Genomic DNA, 13,122 nt, shown 5'->3' with positions numbered 1-13,122 from the left:
TCTACACCAGCACACCTCCAACGCCTTGACTACACTCCCGGACAACAGGTGAGGAAGCGATGGCGATGCCGAAGGAGTGCTGATGTCTCCCCTGATTCACTACACCGCCCGGCGGGCTCGGCAACGCGGTGCGATCGGGCTTGTGGCCGCGCTCACGCTTGGCCTCGCGTTGCTGTTCACGCTGGTGGTGATCGACAGCGGCAGGCTGTACCTGGAAAAACGCTCCTTGCAGCGCGTGGCCGACATCGCCGCCCTGGAAGCCGCAGGCCGCAAGGGCACTTGCACGGCCGGCGCAAGCGCCAGCAGTTATGCCAATCAGAGCGCAATACGTAACGGCTTCACACCGGGCACGGACGGACGCACGCTGGTCGCAAGCTGCGGCACACTGGCCACCAATCCCCAGAGCCAACGCGTCTTCATCGCCAATGCCACACAATCCGGAGCCATTCAGGTGGTGGTCAGCCACGCCGTGCCGCGCAGCGTCGCTGCGGGCATCGGCGCGTTGTTCAGCAGCGGGCCGGTTTCTCCCACCATTCAGCTCAGCGCCACCGCGGTTGCAGCGGGTACACCGCCCTTGGCGGCGTTGACCATCCGCAGTGCAACAATGACCATCGACAGCGCCAAAGCTGCGATTCTCAACCCCATTGTGGGCACAATGCTGGGCGGCACGCTGAACCTGAGCGTTGCGAACTGGCAGGCCCTGGCCAGCACTGACCTGAGCCTGCTGGCTTATCTGAATCGGCTGAAAACCGATCTGAACCTGACCGCCGTCGGGTACACCGAGGTGCTCAACACCACGGTGTCCGTCAGCCAACTGGTGCAGAGCGCCATCAATGTCCTGGACGTCAACGGCACATTGGGCGGCACCGCCACTCTCGCGGGTCTGCAAGCCATCAAGGCCGCCACCGGCACCACCACTGTCCTGCTCGGGCAACTGCTGGCCGTGCAAGGCAGTACCGACATTGCAGCACTGAACACCCAGCTACGGCTGACGGACCTGGTCCAGAGCCTGGCACAACTGGCCAACCACAAGAACGGTATCTCGGCGGCGGCGCAAATCAATGTCGGCAACCTGGCGCAGGTCACGGCACGCATCCAGGTCATCGAACCGCCTCAACTGTCAGCCATTGGCGACCCCGGCAAGATCGATCCGCTCAACCCCAGAAACGGCGCCAACCGGATCTACGTGCGCACCGCACAGATGCGTGCACTGGTATCGATCAACCTGCCGGTTCTGGGCACAATAACGTCACTGGCCAATACCGCAGGCTCGGTGGTCGGCAGTCTTACGCCACTTCTCAACAGTGCCTTGAACCTGAATCTGGCAGGCGTGGTGACCTCGGCGACCTGTGCGGTGGGCCTGACCAGTTGTATGGTCTCGGATATAAAATTCCTGGACAGCGGCACGCCAGCGACCGGACCCAAAATAGACCTGAGTCTCTCGCTGGCCAGCGCCGACAGCTACATCACCGGCTATACCTGCACCAGCAATACCATCAAGACCTTGACCGTCCGCACCGACGCCGCACTGGTCACCGCCAAGCTGGGCCAGATTAACGACGCTTTCCCGGCCAGCACCGCACCATCCGCTGTCACCGCTATACCACTGCCCGTGATCGATATCGGCACCATGACCTGTCAAAAGATATTGGGCCTTCTGGGCAACTGCACCGCCCGCACGCCCTTCGGCGGCGGTGGCATCGGCCTCAGCTTCGATACGGTCAGCCAGGCACCGCTGGGCAGCGCCTCTGCGACCAACACCACCTTTAGCTCGCCCAACCTGCCGGAGATCAGCAGCCCGCCCTACTTTCTGACCACCACGACTTCGGTCAAACCCAGCACCGTTCTCGATGGCGTCGTCTCGGGCGTCAAGGTCGATGTCTACAAGCCCGCGACGAGCACAACGCTGGGCAATCTGATCACCGGCGCGGCCACAATCCTGAGCAGCCTGACCGGCGCGCTGGATGTCATTGTCGAGAACACCCTCAAGCCCTTGTTGACCTCGGTCGTCGACCCTCTGCTGGCAGCGCTCGGCGTGACGCTGGCGCCTGCCGATGTAGGCGTCAATCTGAGCTGCAACTTCGGCCAGGCCCAACTGGTGATCTAGCTGGCGTTGAAGATCGGCAGTTCGATGCGAAACCGTGCGCCCTCACCCACGTTGCTGACCGTCAACTGGCCGCCCATCTGGTCGACGATGCCGTAGCTGACCGACAACCCAAGCCCGGTGCCGACGCCTATCGGCTTGGTGGTGAAAAACGGTTCGAAAATCCGCTCCAGCAGACGTGGATCGATACCGCCGCCGTTGTCCTGCACGCTCAGGCGGATGATGTTTTCGTCACGCTCGACCTCGACGCCGATCCAGGGCTCGAAATCGCGATCCTTCTCGCGACGCGACAGAAGCGCATCGCGGGCGTTGACCATCAGGTTGATCAGCACTTGTTCCAGCTGATCCATATGCCCGCGCACCTGCACCGGCTCGCCCATCTCGCCGACACGCAACTGCACACCCTTACCCTTCATGCCTTCGGACAGCATTGAAAGCGTGCCTTCCACTGCCTGGGCGGGGTTGAACAGCTGCTCCTCGATTTCGGAACGACGACCGAAGACCCGCATGTGATCCACCACCCGCGCGGCACGTTGTACCTGGGCGTCGATGCGGTTGAGTTTTTCGGTGAGGTACTCAATATCGACATCGCCCCTGCCCAGCCGCTTGAGGACATTGACCACCGCCATGCGCATGACGTTGAGCGGCTGATTGATCTCATGGGCCAAACCGGTCGACATTTCGCCCAGCGTCGCCATTTTGGCGCTCTGGTTCAATTGCATCCGTGAGCGCCGTACGTCGGTGTTGTCACGGCCTACCGCCTGAATCTCGACCAGCCTGCCCTGTTCGTCGAACACGCCACGGTCGGCCCAGACCCACCAGGCGTATTCGCGGCCGGGCAGTTCGATGCAGATTTCTTCAGTGCTCATCGGGTTTTCGGGTGTGAGCTGGCTGATACGGCGAAGGAACGCCTCACGTTGCTCATCCGACAGCCAGTCGCCCAGATTGATGCCCGTCAGTTGCTCCGGCGTGCACTCCATGTAGTTGGCCAGTGGTCTGTTGCCAAAGCTGAGCACCAGGTCCGGGGTATAACGGCAGATCATCGCGGGCGAATCCTCGACCAGAATCCGGTAGCGCTCCTCGCTCTTGCGCACCTGCTCGGCCGCCAGCGTGGCTTCGGTCACATCAAGCCACAGACCGACGGCCTCCACCGGCATGCCGAGGTCGTCACGCAGCAAACGGGCCTCATCGAGCAGCCAGTGGTAACTGCCGTCCTTGCCGCGCAGTCGATAACGGCGGCTGACAAAGCCTTCGCGCAGCAGCTGCCGGTTGCGCTCGAACCAGATGTCGCGGTCCTGCGGGTGGATGTATTCAGCCAGCTGGCCTTCGATGCACTCGGCCAGCGTCCAGCCCAGCAAGGGTGTAAGGCTGTCACTGAAAAAGGTCGGCTCCAGATTGCCCTGATCGTAGCGCTGCACATAGATCACGGCAGGTGAGCTGGCGATCAGGTTGTCCAGCCGCGCATGTGCGGCGGCGGCATCGGTTTCCTGATTCTTGATATCGCTGACATCCAGCATGAAACCCAGCACGCGCTGCACCTGACCGCTGATCAGCGCCTGGCCCTGAATCCGGAACCAGAGGGTTTGCTGCGTCGGATCGGCCTGCGCCAGACGCACGCAGAACAGCATCGGTGTGCCTTTGTCGCGCAACTGCGCCAGACGACTGGCCAGCTCCTGACGGTCGGCAGGATGAATCAGCGCCAGCCAGTCCTGACGCGGCAAGCTCTCCACCCGATCAGCCAGACGCAGGCTGCGCGCCAGTTGCGGTGCCAGCAGTATCTCGTCACTGCCAGGCAACAACTCCCACCAGCCAGTGCCGAGCAGATCCTGAAGCACCGCCAGACGCTCGACGTGGTGGCGGTTGTGCTGCTCCGACAGCCTGAACAGCACCGGCCCGGCCAGCGCCGAACACAGGTTCAGCCATTCCCGCTCCCCCAGGTCAGGCGCCTGCTGGCGCGCGTCGTAGAAACCGAACAGCAACCAGGCTCTGGCCACACCTTCGCGGCTGTGGGGCATCAAAAAGCCGTCGGCGTTGCCAAATGCGCTTTGCAGCGGACCGGATATCGAACCCGTGCCGAACGACAACTGATGAGTGGTGTTGGCGTTAAGCGTGTCCAGCCCAGCGCCCAGACGCTGTCCGGCCTGCCACAGTTCCGGTGCCGTGTGGGCGTTGTACTGGCAGTAGACCTGCCAGCCGACACCGCCGGGCGCGGGCAAGACCAGCGCGACACAGGGTATGTGCCAGTGCTGCGCCAGCTCTTCGAGCTGTTCCGATACCACGGCCTTGAGGCGGTCGACATGGCACACGCGCACCCGTTCTGCTATCTGCCCGGCCACACGCAGGCAATGCTGACGGCTGCGCGCTGCGCTGGCCTCCTCCATCAAATCGCTGATATCCAGCAACTGCAGCAACCAGTCCTTGCCGCGCGCCTGTACCCAGCCACGCGCATGCAAGGTATGAGCATCGGCACTCTTGAAGTCCAGGTCGAGCATGTGTCCCAACCAGTCACGCGGAATACCTTCGATCACCAGCGCGCTGTTGGGCAACAGCAGGCTCATCAAACGCTGAGTGGCGACCATCGGGGCCGCGATGCCAAGCCGCAAAGCCAGGTGAGGACTGACGCTTTGCACACGCCCGTCATCATCCAGCAGCAGGTACAGGTCGGCACCGATAGGGTCTGGTTCGGTTGCAACGAACACGGTCTGCTGCACGGGGGGCGCTTCGGCACGGCCCAGCCAGCGACTCAAACGGCTTTTATCAAGGGACAAGTTGCAGGCTCGCTTGGGCAGAGAGATGAGTGGGCAGGCGCGGTATTTCACCGATACCGGGCAAGGTCAGAAACGGCAGGACCTGGGCCAGTCTGGATTTGGGATAACTGATGTTGGCGGTCAGCACACCGGCCGTGTAGGTCACGCGCACGTGGGTGCTGCTGAATCCGAGCGATGCGGGTATCCAGGACAGCTGGTTCATGACCACGCTCTCGGCCTGAGTCACGATCAATTGGTTGTAGTTGGTCACCGAGGGGCTGAGCGCTACGCTGCGCCGCACCGCCTCACTCGCTGCGGCGTTGAAAGACTGCAGCATCAGCAGCGGCAGGCTGTAACTCACAGCGCCGTAGAACACGGCGAAGAACATGACGAATACCGCCGCAAACTCGATAGCGGCAGCGCCCCGTTGTCTGCGGGGCGAAGAAAGAGGCGGGGCTGTTGCCATATCAACGTCTACCCTGACAGTCACTGCATTAAGTCAGCATAGTTTCTTTCAAGGAATGAGGATGTTTTTTACCTGATGGATTTATTTTTCCTACTCATATGGTTTGCTGTCTGCGCCGAACAGGACGCTCGACAGAAAGAAATTTCCAACTGGCTGACACTGGGCATTGCAGCCTTGGCTCTGGCATTTCTGGCGTACACCGGGCACACATGGCTCGGCGCGCATCCCGATGACGCAGGCCAGGCTGCCGTGATCGCACTGGCCCTGACCCTGCCGGGCCATGCGCTGCGCAGGCTGGGGGCTGCAGACGTGAAATTACTGCTGGCGCTGGCGCTGGCAAGCGACACCCTGCACCTGCTGGGCACCTTCATTGGCGCCGCAATCGCCTTGGCCGCATGGGCACTGGCAGGCAAGTACCTATGGCCGCTTTTAAACCAGAGACTTACGCGCCGTTACTTGCTGATGAGCCCGGGAATGACAAATAAATATCCTTTTTCGCCGTTCCTGTTTATCGGCCTCGTCGCCGTGAGCCTACTTATCCGTTGATCGACGAAACCTTTAAAGCCATATACATAATCACAAAGTACGACTAGGTTAAATCCTGATAGTCGATACAAGCGCCGACATGAGTTGAACCCTCATCGCTCAGTGTCCTCGGAAGTTAGGGAAATGGACTCTGGCCTCAGTCTTTATAGTATTGTCCACTGACAGGGAGTTGCGCGTGAACACGTTTTCACCGGTAAAAATTCTGGTCGTCGATGACCAGCCGCTCATCGTCGAAGAGCTCAGCGAGTTCCTTGAAGGCAGTGGATATCAATGCATACCCAGCCTTTCCAGTCGCGAAGCCATCGAACACTTCACCCGGGATGAGGCCATCGGCATTGTGCTGTGCGACCTGGACATGCCGGGCATGGACGGCATCGAAATGGTTGAGACGATGAAACGCGTCGGGGGCAGGAAGCACCTGTTCGAAGCAATCATGCTGACCGGCAAGGCCGAGAAAAAAGATGTGATCAAGGCCTTGCGAGCCGGCATCGCCGATTACTACCAGAAGCCTGTCGACCTGAACGAAATGCTTGAAGGCGTACAGACTCAGGTCAAGGCGCTGGCCGAGCGGCAAAGCAACCATCAACAACTGGGCCTGCTCAACGAAAAGCTTCAGTATCTGGCGGCGTCCATCGACGATCTCTATCAGAATCTGGATAAGGCGCGAGGATCGGCAGCGGCCGACCAAAGCGCAGCTGTCGAAACAGATCATGTTCAGCCGGTGCCCGACGCTTTCGCCAAGCTCTCTCCACGCCAACTGGACGTGGCGTTGCTGGTCAGCACCGGGCAGACCAACTATCAGATCGCGTGCGAACTGGGCATCACCGAAAACACTGTCAAACTGTACGTCTCGCAGGTCCTGCGTCTGACGCGCATGCACAACCGTACGCAACTGGCGCTGGCGTTTTCACCCGGCAGACTCAACGCCAGGCCGCGCGTGGCGCTGGACTGAGATCAGACCTGCACTTCAGGCAACACGACGTGGTAAGGCGCTTCGACCAGTGCCGAATGCACCTGATTACGACCGGCGTGCTTGGCACGGTACAGCGCATTGTCGGCGTGAGAGGCCAGCGTCAGGCTGTCATCGTGCGCACCCAGACAGACCACGCCCGCACTGAAGGTGCAGAACAGATCCGCAGGCTGGGCGGGATAGTGGATTTCTGCAAAGCGGTGGCGGATCTCTTCCAGCACTTTGTGCGCACTGTGAATGTCGGTGTCCGGCATCACGATGGCAAATTCCTCGCCACCGTAACGGCCGATGAAATCGGTCTTGCGCAACCGCTGCTTGAGAAACAGCGCCAGGCTTTTGATCACCCGGTCACCCATCGGGTGCCCGTGACTGTCGTTGACCTTCTTGAAGTGGTCGATATCAAGCATCGCAAAGCACAATGGCTTGCCCTCGCGACGCGAACGAAAACTGCAGTCTTCCAGCAACTGCAGAATATGCGTGTGGTTATACAGCCCGGTCAGGCTGTCACGAACCATCCGCGCCTTGAGGTTGCGCGCCCTGGCGGCCCGGTTGCGCACGGTGGTGATCAGATGGCGCGGCTTGATCGGCTTGGTCAGGAAGTCATCCCCGCCTTCGCTCATGGCGTCCAGTTGCTTGTCCTGATCGTCTTCGGCAGAGAGGTAAATGATTGGCACGCTGACGTAGCGATCATTGTGGCGGATGACCTTGGCAAGCTCGGTCCCCGTGCAGCCGGGCATGTACATGTCGAGAATGATCAGATCGGGCTGGAACTCAGCCAGCTCGGGCATCGCCTGAATCGGGTCGAGCAAGGTGCGCGTGACGATACCGGCCGCATTGAGTACACGCTCGGTGTGCGTGGCCTGAGCGCGGGAATCGTCGATGATCAGCACCTTGTAGGGCTCGTATTGCGCCACGCAGGTCAGCACTTCGATTTTTTCCAGCAGGCTGGAGGCTTCCAGCGTCCCGGTCAGAAACTCCTGCCCACCGGCACGCACCGCGGCCAGTCGGGTCGGGGTATCGGTTTCATGAAGACTGAAAAACAACAGCGGCAACTTCTGCTCAAGACCTTCCTGCGCCTGAGACGCGAGTTTCAGCCCTTGGGAAGGTCCGCTGAAATCGACATCCATGACGATGGCGGCCGGATGACGCTGTGTCATTGCCATCTGAAATTCAGACACGCTGTGCAACGACAGCGCCGATAACCCGAAAAACTCCAGCTGCTTGGCTAGCCGCTCCGCACGCTCATGGTCCTGCAGCGCAATGTAAACCGGCTTGCGCAACGGCGGCAGCGAGGTCTGCTCCAGCCTGTCGCCCTGGCGCAGGCCGGTACGGGACAGACGCTGCATCAGACGGTTGAGCTCAGTGATGGCGCTGCTGTTCAAACGCCCCCGGTTGGCCTCGACAGCGTCCAGAGCCTCACCAATGTCTTGCGCCAACGCCATGTGCTCGGCCTGCTCGAACCGCTCCGCGAAGCGCAGCAGACGCAGCGTGGACTCTTTCAACTCAGCCATGTCGCCGGCCGACCACTCGCCTTTTTGCAGCCGCTGCCAGGTTTCCAGTATCTGGCGTGCTTGATGAATGACCCGTTGGGCAAAATGCTGCTTTAAACGATCACGGCTGGGATCTTCGGGCTCGGTCATATTCAGGCTACTGTGAGTGTCGCTGAGCGGTACAGATAATGGCGCTATGCTAGCACCTCCCATACGACAGCAGAGTGCCGTAAGTCACTTATTTGACAACAAAACTATGGCGCTATGCCATTACGTATAACTATGCATGTATAGCGTATTGCTATCGCACCTTTAATAGTTACGTAACTTATTGAAATAATTAACCTTAATGGAAACATAATGCCTGCGACCCGGGCTCCCCGGATGCACTGCCATCGACAGAATGAAGGCTATTACCGGCAATTCATCCCCCCACGATCCTGGATTTCCCGAGCGACCGCCCTGTGTGAGAAAACAACAGAGCCTCGCATCATAGGTAAAAAACCGCCCGTACGTGCTCGTCCATTGCACCTTGAGGTAAGGTTACGGTCGAACGCCTCGTGAAGCATTCAACTCAAGATCGAAAGGACCCTACCATGCTGGATTGGAAGAACCGCGCAGGCAGCGCGGGTGAGCGTACCGCTGACACTGCATCGGTCAAACGACGCGGCTATCTGGGCAGCCTGTTCTACAGCCGCGCGCTGGGTGCCTTGGTCTTGATCTACCTGCTTGTCTGCCTGGTGGTCGGCTGGTACTGGAGCAAGGAGCCTGCACTGTTTCCCGTGCAGCAAAATGCCCAGGCTGCAGCCGAGCGCGAAGGCAAACCGATGGTCATCGGCTACACCACCGTCGAGACCCTGAAAAGCGTCACCCAGACCCTTCTGGACAAGCGCGGCGGCTACCTTTCCAACGACCGCCTGCCGCCGGGCCTGTGGCTGGACAACATCCCGAGCTGGGAATACGGCGTGCTGGTCCAGGTACGAGACCTGAGTCGTGCGCTGCGCAAGGACTTCGCCCGCTCACAGTCGCAGTCGGCTGAAGACGGTGATCTGGCCCGTGCCGAGCCGCTGTTCAACTTCAACAACCGCAGCTGGATATTGCCGTCCAGCGAATCGCAATACGCTGAGGGCATCAACTCACTGAGCCGCTATCAGGCACGTCTGTCCGACCCGAACCAGAAAGGCGCGCTGTTCTACGCACGTGCTGACAACCTGAACAACTGGCTGGGCGATGTCGGTACCCGTTTGGGTTCGTTGTCGCAGCGTCTGTCGGCCAGCGTTGGCCGGGTCAAGCTCAACAGCACCCTGAAAACAGAAGCCATTGCGTCGGTCAAGCCGGGTGAAGTACCACAGGTAGACGAAGAAATCGTCGAAACTCCATGGCTGGAAGTGGATAACGTCTTCTACGAAGCACGCGGTCAGGCCTGGGCACTGTCTCATCTGCTGCGCGCCATCGAAGTGGACTTCGCCGACGTACTGGCCAAAAAGAACGCCACGGTCAGCGTGCGCCAGATCATTCGTGAGCTTGAGGCCTCGCAAGAGCCGCTATGGAGCCCGATGATTCTCAACGGCAGCCCGTTCGGTGTGTTCGCCAACCACTCGCTGGTCATGGCCAATTACATCTCGCGGGCCAACGCGGCGGTTATTGATCTTCGTCAGTTGTTGAACCAGGGCTGATGTCGATCTCTTCCCACGAGGCCGCGCACCGCGCCGCCTCGGACGCCGAGGTGATCGCCTGGGTCGATGAGCACGACACGCTAGTGGGTGCGCTGCCGCGCGCCGAACTGCGCGAGCGCGGGCTGATCGGGCGTGGCACGTACATTCTGCTGTTCAACTCCGCCGGCGAGCTGTGCGTGCACCGTCGCACGCTCAGCAAGGCTATCTATCCCGGTTACTGGGACGTTGCCGCAGGCGGCATGGTGCAGGCTGATGAAACCTACGCTGAATCCGCCGCCCGCGAGCTGGAAGAAGAACTGGGCGTGCACGGCGTGACATTGCAGGCGCATGAGCGGTTTCTCTTCGACCAACCGGGCAACCGGATCTGGTGCGCGGTGTTCTCTGCTATCTGGGATGGCGTCTTGAGCCTGCAACCGGAAGAGGTGATGGAAGCGCACTTCTTGCCCGTCGCAGAGGTGCTGCGCCAGACCGAACAACAACCCTATTGCCCTGACTCGCTGGCAGCCCTGAAACGCTACCTCGGGCGGGTCGCAAATGTTCAGTAAATTGGCGCATTGAACCCCTTAGCAACGGGCTCTTTTGTCGTTACACTGCGCGACCTTTTAAAGCGGGCCGGCCTTGCCGTCCCGGTAGCGCTGCCCCTGCCAGAGTGGGGCTTCGCGGTCGATGGTTTAAACAAGCCCGGCCCATCTTCAGTCCTCAACAAGAGGATTTCGCGTGGCTAAAAAAGCCGCTTCCTTCGCCGCCCTGGGTGGCCTGGTATTTTCAACCGACTCAGGGCGTCACTGCCCCGACTGTCGCCAACCCGTCGATCAGTGCACCTGCAAGCAGACCGCCATTCCAGAAGGGGATGGCATCGCCCGCGTTCGTCGCGAGAGCAAGGGCCGCGGCGGCAAGACCGTCACCACCATTACCGGCGTGCCCTTGGCAGAAGACGCGCTCAAGGAACTGGCCAAGGCGCTCAAGCAGCGCTGCGGTACAGGCGGCGCGCTCAAGGACGGGGTGATCGAGATTCAAGGCGATCATGTCGAACTGCTGCTGGCCGAATTGATCAAGAAAGGCTTCAAGGCCAAAAAATCCGGCGGCTGAAAGCGCATCAAAACCGTCACCTACACTCTTTACACTGCGCCCAGCTGGCTACGAGCTGGCGCTATGACTTCTTTATAGGGGACTTCGATGTCCGTACGACGTACACGCAAAGACGATGGCAGCCAATGGACCGTTGCGGACAGCCGCAGCGTTTATGGCATTCGCCATTGGGGTGCAGGTTATTTTGCGATCAATGAAGCCGGGCGCGTTGAAGTTCGTCCCAACGGGGCTGGCAGCTCGCCTATCGATCTTTACGAGCAGGTCGAAGACTTGCGCAAGAGCGGTCTTTCCCTGCCGTTGCTGGTACGTTTCCCTGACATTCTGCAGGACCGGGTCCGCCAGTTGACGGGGGCGTTCGACAGCAACATTGCCCGACTGGAATACCAGAGCCAGTACACCGCGCTCTACCCGATCAAGGTCAACCAGCAGGAAGCGGTGGTCGAGAACATCATCGCCACGCAGAACGTCTCCATCGGTCTGGAAGCGGGCTCCAAGCCCGAGCTGATGGCCGTGCTGGCGCTGGCACCAAAAGGCGGCACCATCGTCTGCAACGGTTACAAGGACCGCGAGTTCATCCGTCTGGCGCTGATGGGCCAGAAGCTGGGCCATAACGTTTTCATCGTCATCGAGAAAGAATCCGAAGTCGAACTGGTGATCGAAGAAGCGGCCGAGCTGAAGGTCGCACCTCAGGTCGGCCTGCGTGTGCGCCTGTCGTCCCTGGCATCGAGCAAATGGGCAGATACCGGTGGCGAGAAATCCAAGTTCGGTCTGTCGGCCGCGCAACTGCTGTCGGTGGTCGAGCGTTTCCGCAAAGCCGGTCTGGATCAGGGCATTCGTCTGTTGCACTTCCACATGGGCTCGCAGATCGCCAACCTGGCCGACTATCAGCACGGTTTCAAGGAAGCGATCCGCTATTACGGCGAGCTGCGCAACCTCGGCCTGCCCGTCGATCACATTGACGTCGGTGGCGGGCTGGGTGTGGATTACGACGGTACCCACTCGCGTAACGCCAGCTCGATCAACTACGACATGGACGACTACGCCGGTGTCGTGGTCGGCATGCTCAAGGAATTCTGCGACGCGCAGGGCCTGCCGCATCCGCACATTTTCTCGGAAAGCGGCCGCTCGCTGACCGCTCACCACGCCATGCTGGTGGTGCAGGTGACCGACGTCGAGAAACACAACGACGAAGTGCCTGAAATCGCCGACAAGGAAAGCCTGCCGGAAACCGTGCAATGGCTGGTAGACCTGCTGGGTCCGACCGACATCGAGATGGTCACCGAAACCTACTGGCGCGCAACGCACTACATGAGCGACATCGCCACCCAGTACGCCGACGGCAAGATCACCCTGGCGCAGAAAGCCTTGGGCGAGCAGTGCTATTTCGCGGTCTGCCGCCGCCTGCACAACTCGTTGAAAGCGCGTCAGCGCTCACACCGTCAAGTGCTGGACGAACTCAACGACAAGCTGGCCGACAAGTACATCTGCAACTTCTCGGTGTTCCAGAGCCTGCCGGACACCTGGGCCATCGGCCAGGTGCTGCCGATCTTGCCATTGCATCGTCTGGGCGAAGAGCCGGTACGCCGCGCCGTGCTTCAGGACCTGACCTGCGACTCCGACGGCAAGATCAAGCAGTATGTCGACGAGCAGAGCATTGAGACCAGCATGCCGGTCCATCCGCTGAACGAGGGCGAGGACTACCTGCTGGGGATCTTCCTGGTCGGCGCGTATCAGGAAATTCTCGGCGACATGCACAACCTGTTCGGTGACACCGATTCGGTCAACATCTACCAGAATCCGGACGGTACGGTTTACCACGCCGGCATCGAGACTCACGACACCATCGAAGACATGCTGCGCTACGTGCACTTGTCGCCGGAAGAACTGATGACCCATTACCGGGACAAGGTCGCCAGCGCCAAGATCACCCCGCGCGAACGCACCTACTTCCTCGACGCCCTGCGTCTGGGACTGACGCGCTCTTCCTACCTGTCGTCTTGATCCAGGCGCTGATCGTGCCCATCGTCATGATGG

At 60.3% G+C, this 13,122-nt stretch carries 9 protein-coding genes and 2 pseudogenes; 8 read left to right on the top strand and 3 right to left on the bottom strand.

Annotation, left to right across the window (positions count from 1 at the left end; genetic code table 11):
* Nucleotides 1–82 precede the first annotated feature (82 nt).
* Entirely contained in the window at nucleotides 83–2,107 is a 2,025-nt protein-coding gene (locus tag H8S56_RS18430) for a pilus assembly protein TadG-related protein (protein WP_187519433.1), read from the top strand.
* Here H8S56_RS18430 and H8S56_RS18425 read toward each other — a convergent pair.
* Nucleotides 2,104–4,872: a PAS domain-containing sensor histidine kinase gene (locus H8S56_RS18425; protein ID WP_187519432.1), complete on the bottom strand. Its 2,769-nt coding sequence runs from the start codon at nucleotides 4,870–4,872 to the stop codon at nucleotides 2,104–2,106. The two genes, H8S56_RS18430 and H8S56_RS18425, sit on opposite strands and share 4 nt — an antisense overlap.
* Entirely contained in the window at nucleotides 4,862–5,317 is a 456-nt protein-coding gene (locus tag H8S56_RS18420) for a TadE/TadG family type IV pilus assembly protein (RefSeq protein WP_187519431.1), read from the bottom strand. Before H8S56_RS18420 ends, H8S56_RS18425 begins: the two co-directional genes overlap by 11 nt.
* 75 nt (nucleotides 5,318–5,392) lie before the next feature.
* Here H8S56_RS18420 and H8S56_RS18415 point away from each other — a divergent pair, with 75 nt between their 5' ends.
* The 3 genes and pseudogenes from H8S56_RS18415 to H8S56_RS25025 all read left to right on the top strand — a co-directional run.
* Nucleotides 5,393–5,863 (top strand): prepilin peptidase, encoded by a 471-nt coding sequence (locus H8S56_RS18415; protein WP_024685392.1) that lies wholly within the window; start codon nucleotides 5,393–5,395, stop codon nucleotides 5,861–5,863.
* Nucleotides 5,864–6,038: 175 nt separating this feature from the next.
* A pseudogene (locus tag H8S56_RS25030) lies at nucleotides 6,039–6,525 on the top strand (response regulator); the annotation flags it as partial.
* Between the two features lie 62 nt (nucleotides 6,526–6,587).
* Nucleotides 6,588–6,815: pseudogene (locus H8S56_RS25025) on the top strand (response regulator transcription factor); the annotation flags it as partial.
* 2 nt (nucleotides 6,816–6,817) lie between these two features.
* Here the strand turns inward: H8S56_RS25025 and H8S56_RS18405 are convergent.
* Entirely contained in the window at nucleotides 6,818–8,473 is a 1,656-nt protein-coding gene (locus H8S56_RS18405; protein ID WP_024694052.1) for a response regulator, read from the bottom strand.
* 446 nt (nucleotides 8,474–8,919) lie between these two features.
* On the opposite strand from H8S56_RS18405, the gene H8S56_RS18400 reads away from it, so the two are divergent.
* From H8S56_RS18400 to speA, 4 genes are all read left to right on the top strand, one after another.
* Entirely contained in the window at nucleotides 8,920–9,999 is a 1,080-nt protein-coding gene (locus H8S56_RS18400) for a DUF2333 family protein (protein ID WP_187519429.1), read from the top strand.
* Complete coding sequence (locus tag H8S56_RS18395) at nucleotides 9,999–10,544, top strand: NUDIX hydrolase (protein WP_024685396.1); 546 nt, start codon at nucleotides 9,999–10,001, stop codon at nucleotides 10,542–10,544. Before H8S56_RS18400 ends, H8S56_RS18395 begins: the two co-directional genes overlap by 1 nt.
* A 172-nt stretch (nucleotides 10,545–10,716) precedes the next feature.
* A complete protein-coding gene (locus H8S56_RS18390; protein WP_187519428.1) occupies nucleotides 10,717–11,088 on the top strand; it encodes a translation initiation factor Sui1 in 372 nt (123 codons plus the stop codon).
* Between the two features lie 87 nt (nucleotides 11,089–11,175).
* Entirely contained in the window at nucleotides 11,176–13,089 is a 1,914-nt protein-coding gene (gene speA / locus H8S56_RS18385; RefSeq protein WP_024685398.1) for an arginine decarboxylase, read from the top strand.
* The last annotated feature ends 33 nt before the right edge of the window (nucleotides 13,090–13,122 follow it).

It is taken from the genome of Pseudomonas triticifolii (assembly GCF_014358015.1).
In the GTDB taxonomy this organism is placed as follows: domain Bacteria; phylum Pseudomonadota; class Gammaproteobacteria; order Pseudomonadales; family Pseudomonadaceae; genus Aquipseudomonas; species Aquipseudomonas triticifolii.
The sequence above is the reverse complement of the archived record's forward strand: the minus strand, read 5'-3'. Positions and strand labels throughout refer to the sequence as shown.